The organism is Kitasatospora griseola, from assembly GCF_044999035.1.
Lineage (GTDB): Bacteria > Actinomycetota > Actinomycetes > Streptomycetales > Streptomycetaceae > Kitasatospora > Kitasatospora griseola.
In genome coordinates, this window is sequence record NZ_CP173360.1 from 1,600,956 (window position 1) to 1,622,448 (window position 21,493).

Sequence of the window (21,493 nt, forward strand, 5' to 3'; positions counted from 1 at the left end):
CGCGGAGGGGGCGGTTGCGGTCAGTCCGCTGCGGGGGCGGCGAGGCGGGTGAGTGCGGCGCGCAGGAAGGGGCTGGGGACCTGGTAGCCGCCCTCCTCCCGGATCGGAGTCGGCTTCGCGGCGGCGGCAGCAGCAGCGGCGGGAGCCGCCCCGCTCGCCGGCGTGGCCGCCGTCGCCGCGACCTCGCCGTGCCCACGCCGGGCGGCGGCACTGCGCGCACGCTCCAGGTAGTCGGCGTCCGCTCCCGCCTTGGACTCACCGGGCGACCCGGACGCCCCGGACGCCCCGGACGAGCTCGACGCCGCCGCCACGCTCTCCTGGCGAGGCGTCACCGCCTCGCCCGAGGTCGCGACCGCTGTCGTCCCGGTGCCGGCCCCGGCCTCCGCGCCCTCGCCGGGCGCGGGGGTGCCGAGCAGGACGCCGGCGAGCTGGTTGAGGACGGCCTGTTCGCTCGCGGGGGCCCCGGCCGCCGCTTCGGCGGCCGCCACGGGCTCCGGCTCGGGTGCGGTGAGGACGCCCTCGGCGCGGGCGTCGTCCATCCAGCGGCGGCGCGCGCGCTGCCAGTTGCGGTCGCGCGGGTCGACCTCGCCGGCCTGGCCGAGGATGCCGCTGTCGTGCAGCAGCGCCTCCTCCTCCGTGCCGTCCGCGCCGAAGCGGGTGGGGCCGAGGAAGCGGTTGGCGCCCTTCTTCTCGCCCTTGCCACCGCGTCCGGCGCCGCCCATGCCGCCGCCGTGGGCTCCGCCCGCGGCACCGGCCGCCGCCCCGCGGGCACCGGCACCCGCCCCGCCGCGGGCGCCACCGGCCGCACCGCCGCCGCGCATGCCGCCGGCGGCGCCCGATCCGGCCAGCGCGCCGCCGGCCCGGCCCATCGCGCCCATCGCGTTGCCGAAGGAGCTCGCGCTCATCCCGCCCGCGCCGCCGAACGCCCCACCGCCGCCGAGGCCGCCACCGCCGAGACCGCCGCCCGCACCGCCGCCGAACGCGGAGAGGCCGCCGCTGCCGCCGAGGCCGGAGCCACCGAGGCCGAGGCCGGTGCCGGAGGAGCCCAGGTCGCCGAGGCCGGCCAGGTTGAGCGAGCCCTTCGGGCTGACCGGGAGGGGGGTGAAGGTCGGCGGGTGGTTGTTGCCCGAGGTCAGGTCGGGGATGTGGCTGACGGGCGGCGGCGTGAAGGGCTTCATGATGCTGGGCGTCTTCGGCCCGCCGTGGCCGCCCGCGCCACCGCCCGCGCCGCCACCGGCGCCTCCCCCGGCACCGCCGCCCGCGCCGCCACCGGCCCCGGCGCCCGCACCGTCGCCACCGCCGCCGGCCCCGTCCGCGCCACCGGGCCCACCACCCGCGCCGTCGATTCCGAGGCCCGATCCGCCGCCGGCGCCCGCACCGCCACCGCCGCCACCGCCGCCGTTGAGGGTGCAGGTCTTGCCGATGCCGTTCATGTCGGCGATCTGGTTGGCGTTGTTGCGCAGGATGCCGTCGACCTGGGAGCTGACTCCGCCCACGTACTGGTGGTACAGGCTGGCGGCCTGCTTGATGCCCTCGGAGTTGGCGATGTCGTCTTTCTTGCCCGCCGGGTTCTGCGCCATGTAGGTCTTGGCGTAGTCGAGTTCCCGGATGATCTCGTTCTTGGTGTCGATCATCGCCTGGTGCGCGCCGTGCAGGCCGTTCGCGATGTCGGTGCCGGCCTTGACGGTGGTGGCGACGTGCGAGGCGTCTCCGCCGGCGAACTTCTGCAGGTACTGCTGGAAGCTGTCGGCGGCCGAACCGGACATGCAGGACATGGCGCGCTGGGCGGCCTGGGCGATGCCGCGGATGTGGGTGTCCGCGATCTGGTTCCACTTGTCCCAGGCGACGGCGAGGTCGGCGATCAGGTCCTCGTTGCCGTCGGGGAACGAGATGTCCGAACCGTTCTCGTTCTTCCGCACGGTCTTGAGTACATCGGCGAGGTCGGCCGGCAGCTCGATCATGGCGGGGAAGCTCTCTCGAATGGTGGGAGCGGCGGCTGACACCGGATCAGCCGCCGTGGTGCGGTCGGGCGGCGTGCGTCAGATCAGGTTGCGGCCGGGGCCGCCGCCGACCGGGCCGTGCGGCTCCGGCGGCTTGGGCTTGTTGTAGTCCAGGGACGGCCCGTCCTGGGTGTGGTAGCCCGCGGGGTTCGGCTGCGGCGCCGGGGCGGGAGCAGGAGCAGGCACGGGGGCCGGCGTGGGCGTGGGCGACGGGGACACGGCCGGCGTGGTCGGAGCCAGCGGGGTGCCGTCGCCGGTGGTGATCCGGCTGAGCTCGCTGGCGTGGCTCTCGTCGTTGGCCTGGTGGCGGGCGGCCATCGTCTGCAGGTTGGCGCCCATCGTGGTGGCGTTGGAGAGCAGCAGCTTGATGCCCGCCAGCACGTCCTTCTGGTGCTTGTTGAACCCGCCGACCGAGGAACTGCCGCCGGTCAGCGCCTTGCCCAGCAGGTCGGTCCCGTACACGGAGTCCGCGACCATGTTGATGTGGGCTTCCAACTGGGCATAGGGGCCCTGCATTTCCTCCAGCAGCGCTGCGATCGTCTTGGCTGCCGCCTGGACCTCGTCCAGGTCGATGTTCACGCCGTCGCCGGCCATCCCGTCCCGCCCTCTCCCGATTCCTGCTCCCCGACGGTGCGAACCGTTGCAGGGGGGACCCGGGCGACCGGGTGAGCGAGGGGCCGAACGCGGTGCCACGGGCAATCCCGCGCACCTGCGGCTGCCGCACGTGTTCATCCTGGCGGCAGCGGTTTGCCTTCCGCTTGCGCCTCACTAACGCGTCGGTGTCGCCCGCCGGCGGGCGACACCGGAGGGGGGCCGAACTCGGCTCAGGGCGAGCCGAGTTCCGCCGCCCGTCGCCGGTGGGCGGAGGCCGCCTGGGCCTGTCCGGCGGCGTCCTCGGCGGCGGCGAGGGCGCTGAGCACCTCTGCGGTGGCCTCGTCGTGGCCGATCCGCTCGGCCTCGGCGAGCCCCTCCTGGAGGCGGCTGTGGGCCTCGGCGTGGCGGCCGAGGGCGGAGAGCGCCTCGCCGCAGCTGGTGTGCAGCAGGACCCGGCGCGAGGACGGGATCTGGTCCTCCATCAGCTCCAGCCCGTACAGCGCCCGTTCGATGGCCTGCGCGGGGCGGCCGGTGACCAGCAGGTGGCGGGCCAGGTGCTGGAGGGCGAGGGTGACGGTGTGGGTGTGGCCGATGGCGAGGGCGATCTCCAGGGCCTGGGTGAGGTTGGCGCCGGCCGCGGCGTTGTCGCCGAGCTCGGCCTGGACGGCGGCCAGGTTGACCAGGGCGACGGACCGGCCGACCTGGTTGCCGGCCCGGGCGGCGAGTTCGGCGGCCGGAGCCAGGCAGGTGACGGCCTCGGGCAGGCGGCGGTTGGAGACCAGCACCCAGCCGAGCATGGCCCGCACCTGGCTCTCGCCGTCCAGGTCGCCGCACTCCAGGGTGGCGTCCAGGGCGTGTTCCAGCTGGGACACCCAGCCGTCGCGCAGCCGCCGCAGGATCAGCGGCCACTGGGTGAGGACGAGTCGCCAGACCCGTTCCGGCGAGGCCCCGGCGATCACGTGGGCGAGGGTCTCGCGGTGCGCGCCGAGCCAGTGGATCGCCTCGTCGGCGTTCTCGAACTCGGCGACGGCGCGCGGCCGGTGGCTGCCCGCCGGGGGCGCGCAGCAGGGCTTGCTGCCGGGTTCGGCGATCTGCACGGCGGCCAGGCCGGTGTACAGGTACTGGTCGGCGAGGCGCTCCCGGGCGAGGCGCTGCTCGGCGGGGTGGGTGCGGCTGCTCAGGTCACGGGCGTACAGCCACACCAGGTCGTGCAGGGTGTAGCGGCCGCCGTCGGTCTCGGTGACCAGATGGGTGGCGGCCAGCTGCTCCAGTGCCTCGGCGGCGGCCGTCGGTTCCAGGTCGCCGAGCGCGGCGGCGGTGTACGCGTCGATCACCGGGCCGGGGTGGAAGCCCAGCGCGCGGAACAACCGGGCGGTGGCGGGCGGGAGTTGCTCGTAGGAGATGCGCAGCGCGCTGGCCACGCTGATCTCCTCGGCGGCCAGGTGGCCGAGCCGGCGCTGTTCGTGGCGGAGCTGTGCGGTGATCGCGCCGAGGCCGCGGCGCGGGTCGGCGGCGACCTTGGCGGCGGCGATCCGCAGGGCCAGCGGCAGACCGTCGCAGAGCCGGGCGAGTTCCCGGGCGGCGTCGGGTTCGGCGGCGATCCGGGCGGGGCCGAGGACCCGGGCGAGCAGCGCGGTGGACTCCTCGGGGCCGAGCACGGCGAGCGGCAGCGGGCGGGCGAGTTCGGCGGCGACCAGGCCCAGCATCCGGTTGCGGCTGGTCACCACGGCGACGGAGTCGGCGCCGGCCGGCAGCAGCGGCCGGACCTGGGCGGTGTCCCGGGCGTTGTCGACCACCACCAGCAGGCGGCGGCCGGTGGTGATCCGCCGGTACAGCGCGCTGCGGGCGGTGGTGCCGGCCGGCAGGTCCTCGCGGGCGACGCCGAGCGCGGCGAGGAACTCGGCGACCACCTCGTCCAGGTCGCGGTCGGGCCGGTCGCTGAAGCCGCCGAGATCGGCGAAGAGCAGGCCGTCGGGGAAGCGTCCGGCGTTGCGGTGCGCCCAGTGCAGGGCGAGGGCGGTCTTGCCGACCCCGGCGGGTCCGGTGATCAGCGCGATCGCGCCGTCGGGGCCGCCGCGCACCGCGTCGGCCAAGGTGGCGAGTTCGGCGTCGCGGCCGTGGAAGCCGCGCGGGGCGCGCGGCAGCAGGTCGATGGCCGGGAGGTTCTCGATCGCGGGCGGGCCGGCGGGCTTCGGGATCACGTACGCGACGGGCGGAGCGGCCGCGGGTGCGGCAACGGGTGCAGGTGCGGGTGCGGCCACCGGTGCGGGGGTCTCGGGCACCGGTTCGCCGCGCAGGATCCGCTCGTACGCGGCGTTCAGCGCCCGGCCGGGGTCGACGCCGAGCCGGTCGGCGAGCGATTCGCGGGTGCGGTGGTACCAGTCGAGGGCGTCGCACTGTCGTCCGGCCCGGAACAGCGCGAGCATCAGCGCGGAGACCAGCGATTCGCGCAGCGGGTGGGCGACCGTCTCGGCGCGCAGCAGTTCGGCGGCCCGGGCGGGGTCGCCGAGCCGCTGGTAGTGCTCGGCGAGGGCTTCGACGGCGGCGAGCCGGTTCTCCTCCAGGGTGTGCCGCCAGGCCTCCAGCGGGGGGCTGGCGACGGTTCCGGTGAGCGCGGGGCCGCGCCACAGCGCGAGCGCGTGCTCCAGCGCGTCGGCGACGTCCACCGAGTGCGGCTCGACCCGGGCGGCGGCCACCAGGGTGTCGAACTGCTCGACGTCCAGCCGCCCTTGGGGCAGTTGCAGGGTGTAGGCGTCGCCGGCGGTGGCGAGTTGCACGCCGTGCCCGGTGGCGCCCTGCTCGGTGAGCAGGGCGCGCAGCCGGGAGATGTGGCTCTGCACCACGGTGCGGGCGTTGGCGGGCGGTTCGGCGACCCACAGCGCCTCGGTGAGCTGGGCGACCGAGACCGCCCGGTTGCGGCGCAGCAGCAGCAGGGCGAGCACGCTGCGCCGCTTCTCCGGTCCGAGTCGCAGTTCGCCGCCGTCGGCGTCCTCCGCCGAAACGGCCCCGAGCAGCCGGAACTTCACCGCAGTAACCCCCTCAACTCCCCCCAGAGTCGTGTCCGGTGACGGAGGCTACCGGGTCGTTATCCGGTACATAAAATCAGGGCCCGTTCCGACGGCGCTCCGGACGGGTCGTCAGAGGGTGACGGCGCCGCCCGGGGTGACGATCCGCAGTCCGGCCTCGTCGAGCTCGATGGCCAGCGGAGTGCCGTCCAGCGCCGCCTCGTTGAGCAGGGTGGAGCTGGTCAGGTGCCACAGCCGCAGGGTGCCGGCGGCGTCGCCGGCGGCGAGCAGCGCCTCTCCGTCGAGCTCGCGGCCGACCACGGCGCGGACGGCCGCGCCGCCGCCGGTCAGCAGGGCGGTGCGCTGGCCGCTCTGGACGTCCCAGACCAGCACGTTGCCGTCGGAGGTGCCGGCGATCAGCGTGGGGCGGTCGCCGATCTCGGTGAAGGACAGCACCTCGGCGGGCCGGGTGAGGCCTTCGCAGACCGGTCCGGCGGCGCCGCTGCCGGCGTGCCACATCCGGACCTTGAGGTCCTCGCCGGCGGTGGCGAGGATCGGCTGGCCGCCGGCCAGGACGGCGGCCAGCGCGGTGATCGGGCCGTGGCCGGTGACGAAGCGCCGGCTGTCGTCGCCGGTGGCGGCGGCGCGGACGGCGATCACGCCGTCGCGGCCGGCCGAGGCCAGCAGCGGCTGGTCGCCGGTGGTGAAGGCGAGTCCGGTGACGGGGCCGGCGTGCGGGACGGGCAGCGGGTGCGCGACGCCGTCGGCGAGGCGGTGGCTGCGGACGGCGCCGGCGGTGGTGCCGCAGACCAGCAGCGGGCCGTCGGGGCCGTCGGCGGTCAGGTCGAGGCTGTGCACGGGGCCGCCGTCGGCCGCCACTTCGAGCAGTTGACGGCCCGTCGGGGCGTCCCAGGCAGCGAGCGTGCCGTCGCCGAAGCCGGCGGCGAGCACGGGGCGGCCGTGCAGGGCGCCGGCGGCGAGGGCGGCGAGCGGGCTGCCCGGCCGGCCGGCCGGGGCGGCGTCGGTGCGGGCCTGCCCGGTGGCGGCGTCCCAGGCGGTGATCCGGCCGGTCTCGTCGCCGGTGTACAGGACGCCGTCGGCGGCGGCCAGCGCGGTGAGCCAGCCGCCGGCGGGCCAGCCGTGCAGCGGGCGGGCGTCGTAGACGTCCCAGGTGCGGACGGTGCCGTCGAGCGCGCACGAGGCCAGCACGGGGCGCTCGTCGAGGGTGGTGAAGGCGAGGCCGGTGACGGTGCCGGTGTGGCCGGCGAGTTCGGCGACCGGCTGACCGGTGGCGAGGTCCCAGACCCGTACGGTGCGGTCGTGGCCGCCGGTGGCCAGCACGGCCTGGTCGTCGACGGTGAGGACGGCCATCGAGCGGACCTCGCCGCGGTGGCCGACCAGCAGGTGCAGCTGGTCGCCGGTGCCGGCGTCCCAGACCCGCACGGTGCCGTCGGCGGCGGCCGCGGCCAGCAGGTCGATGCCGGCGCAGTGCGCGGCGCGCAGCACGGTGGCGCCGTGGCCGCCGGTGGGCAGGTTGCCGAGCACCCGGCCGTCGTCGGCGCGGACGGCCCGCAGGTCGCCGCCCTGGCCGGCCGAGAACGCCACCGGGATGTCCCGGCAGACCAGCGCGGCGACCGCCTGGGCGCCTTCGCCGCCGGTGGAGCCGTGCACCACCTGGCCGGTGGTGGCGTCCCAGACCTGCACCGAGCCGTCGGTGCCGCCGACGGCGAACAGCGAGCGGCCGCCGGCCTCGCCGAGGGCGACGGCGGACGGGGCGAGGCCGGCGTCGGCGTCGGAGCCGCCGAGCGGGGCGGCGTCGTCGAGCGCGGTCAGGCCGAACGAGCCGTCCTCCTCGACCAGCGCGTACGCGGCGCGGCCGCCGACGGTGCCGACGGCGGCGGCGCTGCGGGCGGTCTGCGCGGCCGGGTGGCCGAGGGCGACCGCGCCGGGCAGCGCGGCGGGCTCGCCGGGCTCGCCGAACATCTGGGCCAGCAGGGTCGCGAACGGGGCGACGGCGGCGGGCACGGGCGCGGCGGTGCCGTCCGTCCACTGCCGGTCCGCCCGGCCGTTCAGGCCGCTGACGGTGAACCGACGGCCGGCCGCGGGGGCGGGGGCGCCGGGCGCCGGCGCGGGGGCCTCGCCGAGGGCGGTCAGGACGCGGACGATCAGCGCGGCGTCGACCCGGCCGGTGCGCTCCTGCCCGTCACGGACGGCGCGGAACCCCTCGGGGGTGATCAGCAGTTCGCCGAGCGCGCCGTCCTCCAGCCGGAGGCTGCTTTCTGACATGTCGTCACTCCTGGTTCAGGTGCGGGGTGTCGGGGACCCCGTGGATCAGCAGAGGTCTTCCGGTACGAGCGTCGCGTACACGGCGTCGTGCAGCCGCTGGGTGCGGGAGCTGCGGAACAGCGCGGGGAGGTATCCGGCCCGACGGAAGCCGATCGCGGCGCCCGTCAGCTGGCTGGGCATGTTGTCGGCGGCGGCGAAGGCGTCGATCCGGCGCAGGCCGATCCGTTCGAACCCGAACCGGCACACCAGCCGCATCGCGCTCTTCGCGGTGCGCAGCCGGCGGTGTTCGGGCAGCAGCCAAACCGCGATCTCCGCGCTGTCCTGCTCCGGGTCGAGGTTCACCAACTCGCCCCAGCCGATGGCCCGTCCGACTTCCTCGCCGGGTTCTGAGCCGGGTTCTTCGCCGACCGCTTCCGCGGTCTCTTCCCCGGTCGCTTCGAGGGCGAAGTAGGCGGCCCGGCCGGTCTGCCAGAGCATCGGCGGGATCTCGGTCAGCCACCGCTCGGCGGCCGCTTCGTCCCGGTGCGGGATCACCGCCTGCAGGAACTCGCGCACCAGTGGGTCGTGGGTGCCGCGGTGCACCAGGGCGGCGTCCGAGGGCCGCGGCCTGCGCAGCAGCAGCCCGTCGTCCGTCAGCGGATCGTCCCGCACCTCGGCGAGCGCTCTCATCGACTTCCCCCGTCGCCTCCGGGGCCCGCGTGCCACCCCGGCACACCCTCCCCGGCCCTTCGACCACTCGTCAAGTCAACCACATCCCACGGCTGTTCCCGCACGTCAGCGGGACGTTAGTGGAACGTGAGCCCGGGCTCGCAGACTCAGTGGTGGGGTTCGTCACTCCAGTCCCGCCGCCCACCCGGCCCACTCTCTCTCCCGGGCCGGGCGCCCCCGCTACGGGCGGCGGGACACCCCTTTCACCGCTCCGCGCTCGCACCCGCCGGAAGGGCGACGGCGCGCAGCTCCCGCACCACGGCCCGCACGGCCGCGGTCCGGGCCAGTTCCGGGGTGGTGACGTAGCCGACCTGCCGGGACGGACGCTCCGGGCCCAGGTCGGTGACGGCGAGCCCGTCCGGCAGCCGGTCCAGGGTGAGCATCGGCATGATGGCCATGCCGAGGCCCTGCGCGGCGAGCGAGAGCACCACGGTGTCGTCGGAGACGTTGATGGTCGCGGGCGGGATCCAGTCCTGTCGGCGCCACCAAGCGGCCGTGTAGGAGCCGCAGTTCTCGTCCCAGTCGACCAGCGGCAGGCTGCGCGGGTCCGGGTGGCCCTGCTGGTGGGCGAGCGCGTAGCCCTCCCGGTACAGCGGCGCCGAGACCAGCCCCGACGGGATCGCCGCACCCAGCGTGGCCAGCGCCAGGTCGGCCCGGCCGTCGGCGACCTCCCCCGCGGTGCCCCGCCCCAGGTCCCGCACCACCCGCACCTCGGGCTCCAACTCCGGGCAGCTGACCGCCAGTCGGGCCAGCACCGTCGGCAGCACCCGCCCGGCCGCGCTGCGGAACGCCACGATCCGCACCTTCCCGCGCGGCCCGCCCGGCTCGCCCTGCCGGGCCTCCCCGGGCAGCGCCGCCAGCAGCCGCAGGATCCGGCGGGCGTGCCCCACCACCCGCTCCCCCGCCGCCGTCGGCGCCGCCCCGCGCCGCCCCCGCTCGAACAGCACCGCGCCCAGCTTGCGCTCGCACCCGCGCACCGCGTGCGACACCGCCGACTGCGTCAGCCCGAGCGCCTCCGCCGCGCCGGTGAAACTGCCGCGGTCGGCCACCGCCACCAACACCCGCAGCTCCTGCGGGACCAGATCCTCTGCCACCTTCGCAGCGTACGGCCTCGGCTACGCCGCCGGCCGGGAGCGTCGACGACCCCGGGCGCCGGCGGCGTACGCGGCCCCCGCCGCGACCAGCAGCACCGCGGCCGGTATCGCCAGGTTCAGCAGCTGCCGGATTCCCGCCGGGTCGCTCAGCACGTCGACCGGAGCGCCGAGGTCGTGCAGCACCCCGAACGAGTCGCGGGTGGCGAACACGTAGACCAGCCCGCAGAACCCGACCGCGAAGGCCGACAGCCCCGCGCTGCGCTCGGCGACCGCCAGCGCGAGCAGCACGGCGCCGATGACCAGCAGCGGCGTGGCCCCGTTGAAGCGGAGCAGCTCGGTCGACTCCACCCAGGCCGACGCTGTCCGGAAGCCGCGCCAGTCCGCCCAGGTCAGGACCGTCGTGGCAGCCGTCAGCAGCACCGCGACCAGCACCCCCGCCGCGGCCCGCCGCCCGTTCCCCGACCGCCGGTACCACCAGCCGAGCGCACAGCTGCCGCCCACCAGGGCGGCCGACCAGTACAGCTTGAGCGCCCCGGGGTGCGCCAGCTCGTAGCTGCCCAGGATCCCCACCGGCGACCAGACCGGCGCGGCGCACAGGGACAGCCCCTCCACGGACGGCTCCGGACTACAGGCCTGACTGCCCGTCAGATAGAACGGCAGGGACAGTGCGAGCAGCACCCCGCACACCATCAGCGCGAACCAGTACCGCTGTGCCGCTGCCATTCCCGAATCCTCTCCCCGCCTCCGAACCGACGGGCCTTGGACGCACGCACGCGGGTTCGGGTTCCGGGGCGCCGCCGGCCATGAGCGCCGTTCATGGATCCGCCCCAGCCATCGACGCCGCCCCCTGCCACGGCCGCGCCGCCCCGCCTAGCGTTTCCTCTCGTCAACCCCCTTCTTCCACAGGAGTGTTCGCCATGTCCCGCACCGCCACCCGCACCGCCCGCGCCATCCACCAGGTCGCCCGCCCGGACGGCATGCCCACCGCCGAGCAGTTCGCCTTCGTCGACGACGAGCTGCCGCCGCTCACCGAGGGCAGCGCGCTGGTGGAGAACGCCTACCTGTCCGTGGACCCGTACATGCTCGGCTCGATGGAGGGCGGCGAGGGCGGCTGGGAGCTGAACGCCCCGTTGGAGGGCCGGACGGTGGGACGGGTGGTGGAGTCCCGCAGCGCCGCGCTGCCGGTCGGCGCCACGGTGATCCACCGCCAGGGCTGGCGCACCCACGCCGTGGTGACCCGCGCGGACGTCCGGGTGCTGCCGGACCTGCCCGGCGTCCCGCTCAGCGCGTTCCTGGGCGTCCTCGGCGGCACCGGCCTGTCCGCGTACGTCGGGCTGACCCGGATCGCCAGGCTCGCTCCCGGCGAGGACCTGTTCGTCTCGGCGGCCGCCGGCGGCGTCGGCACCGCGGCCGGCCAGCTGGCCCGCCTGCTCGGCGCCCGCCGGGTGATCGGGTCGGCCGGCTCGCCCGCGAAGACCGCCTTCCTCACCGACCGGCTCGGCTTCGACGCCGCGTTCGACTACCACGACGGCCCGGTCGCCGACCTGCTGACCGCCGCCGCCCCCGACGGCATCGACGTCTACCTCGACAACGTCGGCGGCGACCACCTGGCCGCCGCGATCGGCGCGATGCGCGACTTCGGCCGGATCGCCTGGTGCGGCGCGATCGCCCAGTACACCACCGAACCGCCCGCCGCCCCGCACAACCTGTTCGAACTGGTCGGCCGCAGCATCCGGCTGGAGGGCTTCCTGGTCCGGAACCACATGGACGCCCAGGAGGAGCTGTACGACCTGCTCGCCCCGCACCTGCGCTCCGGCCGGGTGATCTCCCCCGAGACCGTCCTGGACGGCTTCGATCGCACCGTGGACGCCTTCCTCGGCGTGCTCACCGGCGCGAACACCGGCAAGATGCTGGTCCGCCTCTGATGTCTAGGCCGACTCCTTCGCTGCCAGCCTCAGTTGCTCGTCCTCCACGATCCGTACGGCGAGCGCGCGGTCCGAGACGTCCACCGCCTCGGGGGCCGACTCGGCCAGTTCGCTGCGGCGCGCGTAGCTGTCGAACAGCTCGGCCTTGCCGCGGAGCATCTCCACCAGCCCGCGGTCCAGGCTGTCCGTGGCGAGCAGCCGGTGCACCCGGACCCGGCGGATCTGCCCCATCCGCTGGGCCCGGGCCACCGCCTGGTCCTCCAGGGTCGGCTTGAGCTGCGGCTCGCACAGCACCACCACGTTCGCGGCCTGCAGGTTGAGGCCGAGCCCGCCCGCCTGGATCTGGCACAGCAGCACCGCATGGCCGTCCGCCGCGGTGAACGCGTCCACCAGCTCCTGCCGCGCCTCGGCCGCCACCGACCCGGCGACCGTGCCGGCGACCACCTCGCCCAGCGCGTCCCGGACGGTGGCCAGCACCTCCCGGAAGTACGAGAACACCACCACCTTGTGCCCGCTCTCGGCCGCCTCCGCGACCAGCTCGCGCAGCCGCCGCAGCTTCGCCGACTGCGCGGGTCGCGCGTACGCGGCGCGCCGCATCGCCATGAAGTTGCCCTCCGCGACCGCCGCGGCGTACGCCTCCCGGTCCGGACCGGACAGCTCGTCCCACTCGTCCACCCGCACCACGTCCGGCAGTTCGGTCAGCACGTCCTGCTGGTTGCGCCGCAGGTACGCGGGCGCGACGGCCCGCCGGAAGGCGACCGACCCGGCCACGCCGAGGCTCGCGGGCAGCTCGGTCAGCAGCTCGGGCTGGAGGTGGCCGATCAGCGTGCGGAACTCCTCGACCCGGTTCTCCATCGGCGTGCCCGTCAGGAACAGCACCCGCTCGGTCCGCCCCGCCCACTCGGCCACCAGCCGGGTGCGCAGCGCGGCCGGGTTCTTCACGAAGTGCGCCTCGTCCACCACCAGCGCGGCGACCGGGTCCGCGGGCAGCGTCCGCAGCGACTCGTACGTGGCGACCAGCACGCCGCCCCGCTCCAGCCACTGCGCACGAGCCGTCTCCCGCTCCTGCCCGTGGTACCGGTGCGCGGCCAGCGTGGTCCGATCCGCCGTCTCCCGCTGCCAGTTGACCAGCACGGACGCCGGGCACACCACCAGGAAGTGCCGCTCCCCCGCCGCCGCCAGGTGCGCCAGCACCGCCAGCGCCTGCACGGTCTTCCCCAGCCCCATCTCGTCGCCGATCATCACCCGCCTGCGGGCCAGCGCGAACCGCGCCCCGAACGCCTGGTAGCCGCGCAGCGAAACGGTGCAGCCCCGGTCGTCCAACGGCTCGGCCCGCACCTGCTCGGCCAGCCCGTCCGGCAGATGCCCCTCGGCGGCGCCCCGGCCGCCCCGCTCGACGCCGCTGAGCCGCCCCTCCTCCTCCAGCAGCGCCAACTCGGCGTAGAACTCGGCGGCCCGGTGCTCGAACTCGACCCAGACCTCCACCTCCCCCGCCCCCGGCCGCAACAGGTCGGCCCCGGCCTGGGCGAGCCGCAGCGGAACTCCGTCGGCCTCCGCGAACGCGACCTGCTTCTCCAGCAACTCGACCGCCCGCCGCGCCTCCTCCCGCCGCCCGGCCCCGGCCAGCACCCCCCGCACCCACCCGCAGGCCGGCCGGGCCGCCTCCATCGGCGCAGCGAGCAACTCGTCCAGCTCCGCGGCCTCCGCCGCCGCCCGGCGCGCGCCCGGCCCGGCCACCACCAGCCGGTGCAGCGCGACCAGCAGCTCCGCGCTCCCCTCGTCCGGCCGGGCGGGATCGATCCGCACCGCCGTACTCCGCTCCACCGCCTCCTCGATCTGCCGCGCGGCCCCCACCAGCTGACTCGCCGTCGGCCCCCCGATCCCCGGGATCCGCACCAGCTCCTGCGCGTTCACCCCGCACACCTGCGCGACCGTCCGGTACCCCGCCCCCGCCAGCACCCCGGTCTGCAGCCGCCCCTCCGTGACCTCCTTCAGCCGCTCGACCGGTATCCCCTCCAGCTCGGCCCGCACCAGCCCCCGGAAGATCCGCGCATGGGCGTCCACCACCGCTCCCACCGCCGCCGCCCGCTCCGCCACCACCCCTCGCGCAGCCTCCCGCAACCGCCCCGCCCGCCCCACGACCTCCCTGGCCCGCCGCCTGCTTCCCACGAATCCCACGCCTCCTCGCCCGAACCCACCGATCGCGGGCCATTCTGGCAGTCGGCCCCGTCACCTGGCCGAACGCGTCACCGGCCCTCGACGAGGCCCGTCAAGTGGCGCTCCAAGCCGGCCGGTTCGAAGCACGTGCCGGTCGGCAGCGTGTGGTGCGGTCGGCGGCCGGCCCGAAGAGCGTCGGGCAGGCCGCCGAAGGCCAGGACCCTTTCGTGAGCGACCCGGTGGAGCGCGCACTCGGAGCCGTCGATCTCCTCGATGGGCAGGTCGCCCTCCCCGGCGTCCTCGTACCACCTACCGGAGATCCGGGAGACGAACAGGAGCGCGCGCCGACCCACGACGAGCGACCGCTGGCCCCAGTGGGGCGGTTTGGAAGTCTTCCATCGCGGGGGCCAGAATCGGACGCAGTTCGGCGATCAGTTCAGGCGATGGTGGCGGTGCAGCAGCCACCCGGCGATGGATGGCCGCGACCGTCTCCGCGCCAAGGATCTTGAGGCGCTCCTCCCGCGTCATTCGAGCTCGCTGATCGTGAGTGGTTCCTGACGATGGACCGGCTTTCCGGTTCACGTGCGTCAGGAGGCCTCATGAAGGCAGAGTGACTGAGACTTGTTCATGTGACACCGCATTCCGCCGAATCCTGTTCGCAAATTCTTCTGCGTCGCTTCACCAGAGGCGACTCGGCCGAGGATCTGACCCAGCTGCTCCATCGGGCCTATGCAGGTCACGTCGCTGCTGGCCGGATGTTCTTCGCCTCGTACCAGTCCGTGGAGGACACCATTGCGCGCGCGGGTGAGGGGGAGTGCTGGCTTGCTGTCAAGGGGAACAGGGCTCTGGGAACTGTGACGGTGGCGGCACCGTACACGGTACCCGAGGGGTACCCGGCTCCGATCGGAGCCGGCTCGTTCTGGCAGCTGGCAGTGGACCCCGGATGCCAGGGGATCGGTCTGGGGCAACGGCTACTGAGCCTGGCAGAGGAACGCATCGTTGCGCTCGGGTCGTTGGATGCGGTGATCGACACATCGGCCCGGGCTGTCGAACTGGTCTGCTGGTACCGCCGGCGCGGGTATGTACCGATCGGTACCTGGAGATGGGCCGTGACCAATTACGAAAGCGTGGTCCTGTTGAAGACCCTGCGGCTTGATCGGCTGGAGGAAGCGAGCTGCCGAACCTCCCCCGGAGCAGGAGATCCGGCAGCCCGTGCCAGGCATCCCGGTTCTACTGCCTGAGAATTCGCATCGCATCCTGAGCGGCGGCGCTCAGTGCGTTGTCGAGTGCCGCAGAACAGCGTCCACCGGCGCTCGCGATGGGGCCCTTTCCGCCGGCTCCGCCACCAACCACGCGGGCGGCCAGCACCAGGATCTGGCTGGCCTGAGTGCCTGCCTCGTGAAGGCTGCGGGTGACGGCAGCCACGAGGAGGGCCCTGTCACTTTGTGCGGTACCGATGACGACCACGGCGCGGTCGTCGTTGAGGAGGTCGGCGGTGCTGGCGGCCAAGGTGCGTAGGTCCTCGGGGCTGAGGCCGGCCACCCTCTCGATGACGATCCGGCCACCGGCGACTGGGCGGGCCGATGCGGCGAGCTTCGAAGCCTGTTCGCGCAACTCGGTGTCCTTGAGGCGGCGAAGTTCCTGCTGAGCGGCGGCGAGGGCGTCGAGGCGCTTGCGCAGGGCTTCGGGAGCGTCCTTGGGGCGGGTACCGAGGAGGGTGGCGAGTTCGTCGAGGAGGCGGCGTTCGGTGTCGTAGTAGGTGAGGGCGTCACGGCCGGTGAGTGCTTCGATGCGGCGGAGGTTGGAGCCGATGGAGGCTTCGCCGAGGATGCGGACGGGGCCGGCGTTGGAGCCGTGGCCGACGTGGGTGCCTCCGCACAGTTCGCGGGAGAAGTCGCCGATGTCGACGATGCGGACGTGGTCGCCGTACTTCTCGCCGAACAGGGCGGTCGCTCCCGCGGCTTCGGCTTCCGAACGGGTGGCGTGCCAGATGCGGACTTCGGGGTCGTCGAGGAGGTGGTCGTTGACGAGGGCTTCGAGGGCCGCGAGCTGGGTGGGGTCGAGGGCGGAGAAGTGCGAGAAGTCGAAGCGGAGCCGTCCGGCGTCGACGAGGGAGCCGTGTTGGCGGGCGTGGTCACCCAGGGTGCGGCGCAGCATGGCGTGCAGGACGTGGGTGGCGGAGTGGGAGCGGGCCACGGCGTCCCGGCGCGGGCCGTCGACGAGGGCCTCGACGGCCTGGCCGCTGCAGAGTTCGCCGTTGAGTACGCGCACGGTGTGGACGTGGAAGCCCTCCAGGCCGAGCTTGGTGTCCAGGACCTGCAGCACGGCGCCGTCGGCGGTGCGGACGGTGCCGGTGTCGCCGACCTGCCCGCCGGACTCCGCGTAGAAGGGGCTGCGGTCGAGCACCGCCTCGACCGTCCGGCCCTGCTCTGCGCCGGACGCGAGGGTGCCGTCGGCGATCACGCCGAGGACGGTGGCCTCGGCGGTCAGGCGGTCGTAGCCGACGAAGTCGGTACGGCCGTGGCGGGCGGACAGTTCGCGGTAGGTGTCCTGGCGGCGCAGGGCCTCGGCGGTCTTCGCCTTGCCGCCGCTCTTGGCGCGCTGCTGCTGCTCGGTGAGCAGGCTGGCGAAGCGGTCCTCGTCGACGGTCAGGCCGGCGTCCTGGGCCGCCTCGATGGCCAGCTCGACGGGGAAGCCGTAGGTGTCGTGCAGTACGAAGGCAGTCTCCCCGGTGAGGGAGGTGGAGCCGGCGACGCGGGTGCGGGTGATGGCGGCGTCCAGCAGCCGGGTGCCCTGGGCGAGGGTACGGGTGAAGGACTCCTCCTCGGCTGCGACGACCTGCTCGATCAGCGCGGACTGGGCGTGCAGTTCGGGCCAGACGTCGCCGAGGTTGCCGATGACGCTCGCGGTGGCGGCGGACAGCACCGGGCCGTCGATGCCGAGCAGGCGGGCGTGGCGGATCGCCCGGCGCATCAGGCGGCGCAGGACGTAGCCGCGGCCGTCCTTGGCGGGCAGGACGCCGTCGGCGATCAGGAAGGCGATCGAGCGGGCGTGCTCGGTGACGACCTGGAAGGAGGTCTTCTGCTCGCCGGTGCCGGGGTAGTCGCGGCCGGCGAGTTCCTGGACGGTCTTGAGGGTGGGCAGAAGCAGGTCGGTGGTGCAGACGTTCTCGACGCCCTGGAGGATCGCGGCGAGGCGGTCGAGGCCGAGGCCGGTGTCGATGCTCTGCTGGGCGAGTTCGCCGAGGATCGGGAAGTCGCCCTTCTTGTCGCCCTCGCCGCGCTGGTACTGCATGAAGACGAGGTTCCAGATCTCCATGTAGCGCTCGCCGTCGACGGCGGGGCCGCCTTCGCGGCCGAAGGCCGGCCCGCGGTCGTAGTTGACCTCGGAGCAGGGCCCGCACGGTCCGGGGACGCCCATCGACCAGTAGTTGTCCTCCATGCCCAGCCGCTGGATCCGGTCGGCCGGGACGCCGATCCTGCGCCAGAGCTGCTCGGCCTCGTCGTCGTCCTCGTAGACGGTGATCCAGAGCCGGTCCTTCTCCAAGTGGTATCCCTGGGTGAGGAGTTCCCAGGCGAAGGCGATGGCGTCGGCCTTGAAGTAGTCGCCGAAGGAGAAGTTGCCCATCATCTCGAAGAACGTGGCGTGCCGGTTGGTGCGGCCGACGTTGTCGATGTCGGAGGTGCGCGCGCACTTCTGGATGGTGGTGGCGCGCGGGTACTCCGGGGTGACCTCGCCCAGGAAGTAGGGCTTGAACTGGTTCATCCCGGCGTTGGCCAGCAGCAGGGTCGGGTCGGAGGGGATCAGCGGGCTTGACGGGACCTGGCGGTGGCCGCGGGAGGTGAAGAAGTCCAGGAAGGTGGAGCGGATCTGCGTCGAACGCATGGCGATATGGCCCTCACGGGAAGTCGTGGGAGAGGTGGAGGTGTTCACACGCCGAGCCGGGCCGAGAACGAGGACTGAGTGGTTCTCAGTTCTCCAGCTCGGCGCAGATAGCTCGCGCCCCCACGGTGTAGACCATGACTCCAGACCATCGCTCTGAGGTGGCGCAGCCGCGATCGGACGCAACGGTCCGCTGTGACTGCGCCACCAACAGTAGCGGGTCCCGCGTCAAGATCGCTTCGCGTAGTCGCTCGGCTGCTGGTTGCCCGTCAGAAGGAGCAGCGCGAAGGCGAGTCCGCCGGGCTGGTGGATCACCGCATCGGCGCCCGCCCTGGCCAGGGCTTCGGGCTCGGTGTAGCCCCAGCCGGCGCCGACGGCCCGGACGTCCGCGGCCCGGGCGGCGCGGACGTCGACCACCGTGTCGCCCACGAACACGGCGTCCTGCGGGGCGGCACCGAGCCGGTCGAGCGCGAGCAGCAGCCCGTCGGGCGCGGGCTTGGGCGGGGCGTCCTCGAAGCAGACGACCGTGTCGAGCAGGGCGAGCAGGACGGGCGGGAGCAGCCAGTCGACCCAACGGCGGCTGCGCAGGGTGACGAGCCCGGTGGCCACACCGGAGGCGCGCAGCTCGGCGAGTGTCTCGACAGTGAACGGAAAGGGCTCGGCGCGCAGGCCGGCGGTGGCGGTGGCCGCGTCCCAGGACTCCTCGTGGATCGGCCCGTCGAGGCCGAGAGCCGCCAGCACCTGGTCGCGCGGGGCGAGATGCGCACCGGTGGGGAGGTCGGCGATGGTGACCCGCCGTCCGAGCATCGCCATCGCGTACCCGGCCAGTGTGGCGAGGTGGGCGCCGTGGCTGTCCAGCAGCACGCCATCGAGGTCGAAGAGGGCGGCGCGACTCACGCGGCACCGCTGGAGTCCCGCACTGGCAGCTCCGCCTCCATGAGCAGCGAGTGGAGGGTGACCCGGTGCTCGGCCAGCACCGCCCGGCCGCCGAGCGGACGCTCCAGCACGCACATCGCGTCGGTGACCGGGCTTCCGGCCATACGCAGTGTCCTTGCCATGGTGAGCAGCTGGCTGCCGGAGCGGACGACGTCGTCGACCAGCACGGTACGCAGGCCGGTGATGTCGGCTCCCTCGATCTGCCGGTGCGACCCGTACAGCTTGGGCAGGCGGCGCAGGAAGACGGCGGGCAGGCCGGTGGCGGCCGACAGCGCGACGACCAGCGGGATGCCGCCCAGCTCGATGCCGGCCAGCGCTTGGGCGCCGGTGGGTACGAGGTCCGCCAGCGCCCTGGCGGTGTCGCACAGCAGCGCCGGGTCGGAGGCGAGGCGGAACTCGTCGAAATAGGTGCTCAGGTGGGTGCCGTCGGAGAGCTTGAAGGGGGCGCTCACGCAGGCGGTGTCGGCGAGCCGGGCCGCGAGGCCGGCCTCGGTGTGACGGGTGGTCATGCTCCTCCGATCAGGCTGGTGTCGAACGCGCCGAGCAGGGCCCGGAAGTCCTCGGCCGTCTCGGCGGTGCACAGGAATCCGAGCGGCCGGGTGGGCGTCTCGAAGAGCCACTTCTCTTCCCGCAGGAAGGTGAGGAGGCGAAGGGCTGTCGGCCCGGCGAGGCAGACCGGCACCGGGCGGACGGTGGTGGCGTAGTACAGCGCGGCGGTCAGCTCGTGCAGGGTGCCGACACCGCCGCCCATCGCGACGACCAGGTCGGCGTGGTCCAGGTAGTGGTTGAGCCGGGCGCCGAGATCGGGCAGGTGGACGGACATGGTGGCGTGCGGGTTGAACGCGCCCCACTCGTCGTGCTTGCCGATCAAGGTGACCGCGGTGACGGCGGTGCCCTGCGAAGCGGCCCCACGGGCGGCGGCCTCCATCAGGCCGTTGTAGCCGCCGTGCAGCAGCTGGTACCCGCCGCCGCCGAGCGAGCGGCCGATCTCCTCGGCCAGAAGCTCTTCCTCGGCCGAGGCGGGAACGACGCCGCCGAAGAACACGGCGGTCAGATCCTCGCGGGCCCGGACGGCGGCCGGGCCCGCGAGGTGCAGTGCGTTCACACCAGCTCCTGGTACGTGCGGTACGCGACGACGGCGTCGTACAGACCGTCGAGGGCCTGCGGGCAGGCGCGTTCCACCAGCCGCAGCACGCGCTCGACCGCCGCGTCGACATCGGTTGCCAGCGGGATCGCCGGGCCGCTGATCGCCGCGTCCAGGTCGGCGAGGCAGGCCCGGCCGATCGGGGTGGCGGCGATCTCCTCGCGCAGCTGGTACCAGCCCCAGAACCTGGACGCCGGTGCGAGGGCGGCCTTGATCAGGTCCTTCGTCGCGGTGTGCAGCCGGTGCCACTCGGCGTACGCGACGAACCGCTGGCCGCGCTTGATCCGCTTGTGCAGGAGCACGGCCAGGACCAAGTGCTCGATCAGCAGCTCGCTGCACGTACGCGGTCGGGTGAGGAACGAGTGCACACAGCTCTCGGCCGCGGCGATGTCCGGCGCGGGGGCCGGCGCGGGCGCGCGGTCGAGGATGACGGCGGTGCTGACCGTCTCCCGCAGACGCGGGATGCGAGAGGCGGGCACGAGGTACAGGTCGATCTGGTGGAGCCGGCCCTCGTCCGGAACGAGGAAGACCGTCCCCACCCCGCCGAGGTCGGCGACGATCGTGTCGCGCCAACCAGGCAGCAGGGCACCCGCCTCGACGGACATCAGGACGTCCAGCGCCCCTACGAAGGAGGGGAGTTGGCCGTCCCGGACGCCGACCACGAAGTCGACGTCCGAAAGCCGGTCCGCGGTGCCCTGCGCCAGGGAGCCGCGCACCATCAGGTGGGTGACGGCCGGGGAGGCGGCCAGGGTGTCGGAGAGCTTCGACAGCAGCGGCAGCTGTGCGGGCCGGTTGGCCCGGGTGATCTCTGCCAGTTGCAGGGTGGGCATGTGCTTCTCCTTCCGGAGCTTCGGTGTAGCCGGCAGCGGTCAGGCGGACAGGGCGAGGAGGCGGGTCTTGGCCGTCGTCCAGCGGACGGCGGCCTCCAAGTCGCCGAGGGAGGTGTGCAGTTCGGCGATCAGGTCGTAGGCCGTGCCCTCGGGCAGGGCGTAGGTGTAGAAGAGCCGCAGCAGCATCCGCTCGGCCGCCTCGGTGTAGCCCAGCGTGGCCATGGTGCGGGCGGCCTCCAGGCGCTCGGCCAAGGCCGTCCGGCTGGCGGTGGGCAGCGTTTCGGCGACCGCGGGGTGGAGCGAGGGCCGCCGGGCCAGCCGCTGGTAGGCGCCATCCGCGTACACGTCGGCGATCAGGTGGATCCGGTCCGGGCCGAGCAGGTTGCACACCCCGTGCGGGTAGGTCGGGGTGAGTCGCCAGATCCGGCCGCCGGCCATGTGCACCTTGGTGCCGCCGGCCACCAGGAAGGCGGAGCTGTTGGTGTGCAGCGGGATGTGCAGCCGGTGCCGCTCGACCTGGTCGAGTTCGTCGTAGTCGCGGTGCTCCCACAGGAAGGCGTTGCCCTCCAGCCGGGCGAGCCGCACCCACATGTAGTTCAGCCCGAGGTCGGCGAGGTATGCGGCGGTGGCGGGCATCCGCTGCAACAGCTCGGTCGGACGGGCGGCGCAGTCGCTGATCATGACGTCGGCGGCGTCGCCGGAGGCGTTCATGAGCGAGGTGGTCCACCAGCCCCCGGACTGGTAGGCGCTGTACTCCGCCTTCCAGGGGGCCTGGGCGGTCAGGGCTTCGTGGCGCATCCGCTCCAACCGGGCGGTGTCCACGGACGCCAGCTGGGCGATCTGCCCTGCCAGCGCTGTCAGCGTGCTCTCCATCGGTTCCCTCCCGTGCCGGCCGCTGAACGGCAAGCCGGCGCGCACGTGGTGTTCGTTCC

At 74.1% G+C, this 21,493-nt stretch carries 17 protein-coding genes; 2 read left to right on the top strand and 15 right to left on the bottom strand.

Going from position 1 to position 21,493, the window contains the following annotated elements; translation table 11 throughout:
• Window positions 1-20 precede the first annotated feature (20 nt).
• From ACI1MP_RS07495 to ACI1MP_RS07525, 7 genes are all read right to left on the bottom strand, one after another.
• Window positions 21-1,961 (bottom strand): hypothetical protein, encoded by a 1,941-nt coding sequence (locus tag ACI1MP_RS07495; RefSeq protein ID WP_404868104.1) that lies wholly within the window; start codon window positions 1,959-1,961, stop codon window positions 21-23.
• A gap of 78 nt (window positions 1,962-2,039) precedes the next feature.
• A complete protein-coding gene (locus tag ACI1MP_RS07500) occupies window positions 2,040-2,594 on the bottom strand; it encodes a hypothetical protein (protein WP_404868105.1) in 555 nt (184 codons plus the stop codon).
• A gap of 230 nt (window positions 2,595-2,824) precedes the next feature.
• Entirely contained in the window at window positions 2,825-5,620 is a 2,796-nt protein-coding gene (locus tag ACI1MP_RS07505; RefSeq protein WP_404868106.1) for a BTAD domain-containing putative transcriptional regulator, read from the bottom strand.
• A gap of 111 nt (window positions 5,621-5,731) precedes the next feature.
• The gene (locus ACI1MP_RS07510) at window positions 5,732-7,885 is read right to left on the bottom strand and encodes a PQQ-binding-like beta-propeller repeat protein (RefSeq protein ID WP_380333146.1); all 2,154 of its coding nucleotides are present in this window, start codon (window positions 7,883-7,885) and stop codon (window positions 5,732-5,734) included.
• A 45-nt stretch (window positions 7,886-7,930) separates the two neighbouring features.
• Window positions 7,931-8,554, bottom strand: a complete 624-nt coding sequence (locus ACI1MP_RS07515; protein WP_404868107.1) for a GNAT family N-acetyltransferase — start codon at window positions 8,552-8,554, stop codon at window positions 7,931-7,933.
• Between the two features lie 242 nt (window positions 8,555-8,796).
• Entirely contained in the window at window positions 8,797-9,687 is an 891-nt protein-coding gene (locus tag ACI1MP_RS07520; RefSeq protein ID WP_404868108.1) for a LysR family transcriptional regulator, read from the bottom strand.
• Window positions 9,688-9,708: 21 nt separating this feature from the next.
• The gene (locus ACI1MP_RS07525; protein WP_404868109.1) at window positions 9,709-10,410 is read right to left on the bottom strand and encodes a hypothetical protein; all 702 of its coding nucleotides are present in this window, start codon (window positions 10,408-10,410) and stop codon (window positions 9,709-9,711) included.
• 194 nt (window positions 10,411-10,604) lie between these two features.
• Between ACI1MP_RS07525 and ACI1MP_RS07530 the strand changes: the two genes are divergently transcribed.
• Window positions 10,605-11,612, top strand: a complete 1,008-nt coding sequence (locus tag ACI1MP_RS07530) for an NADP-dependent oxidoreductase (RefSeq protein ID WP_404868110.1) — start codon at window positions 10,605-10,607, stop codon at window positions 11,610-11,612.
• A gap of 3 nt (window positions 11,613-11,615) precedes the next feature.
• Here ACI1MP_RS07530 and ACI1MP_RS07535 read toward each other — a convergent pair whose 3' ends face one another.
• Together ACI1MP_RS07535 and ACI1MP_RS07540 are read right to left on the bottom strand one after the other, a co-directional pair.
• Complete coding sequence (locus ACI1MP_RS07535) at window positions 11,616-13,781, bottom strand: DEAD/DEAH box helicase (RefSeq protein ID WP_404868111.1); 2,166 nt, start codon at window positions 13,779-13,781, stop codon at window positions 11,616-11,618.
• 77 nt (window positions 13,782-13,858) lie between these two features.
• Entirely contained in the window at window positions 13,859-14,122 is a 264-nt protein-coding gene (locus ACI1MP_RS07540) for a hypothetical protein (protein WP_404868112.1), read from the bottom strand.
• 276 nt (window positions 14,123-14,398) lie between these two features.
• Here ACI1MP_RS07540 and ACI1MP_RS07545 point away from each other — a divergent pair, with 276 nt between their 5' ends.
• Window positions 14,399-15,010 carry a GNAT family N-acetyltransferase gene (locus tag ACI1MP_RS07545; protein ID WP_404868113.1) on the top strand — a complete coding sequence of 204 codons (612 nt, stop codon included), beginning with the start codon at window positions 14,399-14,401 and terminating at the stop codon, window positions 15,008-15,010.
• Here ACI1MP_RS07545 and alaS read toward each other — a convergent pair.
• The 6 genes from alaS to ACI1MP_RS07575 form a co-directional block, all read right to left on the bottom strand.
• The gene (gene alaS / locus ACI1MP_RS07550; RefSeq protein ID WP_404868114.1) at window positions 15,000-17,654 is read right to left on the bottom strand and encodes an alanine--tRNA ligase; all 2,655 of its coding nucleotides are present in this window, start codon (window positions 17,652-17,654) and stop codon (window positions 15,000-15,002) included. The genes ACI1MP_RS07545 and alaS overlap by 11 nt on opposite strands.
• Before the next feature lie 225 nt (window positions 17,655-17,879).
• Window positions 17,880-18,548: an HAD family hydrolase gene (locus ACI1MP_RS07555; protein ID WP_404868115.1), complete on the bottom strand. Its 669-nt coding sequence runs from the start codon at window positions 18,546-18,548 to the stop codon at window positions 17,880-17,882.
• A complete protein-coding gene (locus ACI1MP_RS07560) occupies window positions 18,545-19,096 on the bottom strand; it encodes an orotate phosphoribosyltransferase (RefSeq protein ID WP_380333154.1) in 552 nt (183 codons plus the stop codon). The genes ACI1MP_RS07555 and ACI1MP_RS07560 overlap by 4 nt, the downstream gene beginning before the upstream one ends.
• Window positions 19,093-19,692, bottom strand: a complete 600-nt coding sequence (locus ACI1MP_RS07565; RefSeq protein ID WP_404868116.1) for an LOG family protein — start codon at window positions 19,690-19,692, stop codon at window positions 19,093-19,095. Before ACI1MP_RS07565 ends, ACI1MP_RS07560 begins: the two co-directional genes overlap by 4 nt.
• Window positions 19,689-20,561 carry a hypothetical protein gene (locus ACI1MP_RS07570; protein ID WP_404868117.1) on the bottom strand — a complete coding sequence of 291 codons (873 nt, stop codon included), beginning with the start codon at window positions 20,559-20,561 and terminating at the stop codon, window positions 19,689-19,691. Before ACI1MP_RS07570 ends, ACI1MP_RS07565 begins: the two co-directional genes overlap by 4 nt.
• Before the next feature lie 39 nt (window positions 20,562-20,600).
• Window positions 20,601-21,434 (bottom strand): aspartyl/asparaginyl beta-hydroxylase domain-containing protein, encoded by an 834-nt coding sequence (locus ACI1MP_RS07575; RefSeq protein ID WP_404868118.1) that lies wholly within the window; start codon window positions 21,432-21,434, stop codon window positions 20,601-20,603.
• Window positions 21,435-21,493: the final 59 nt, after the last annotated feature.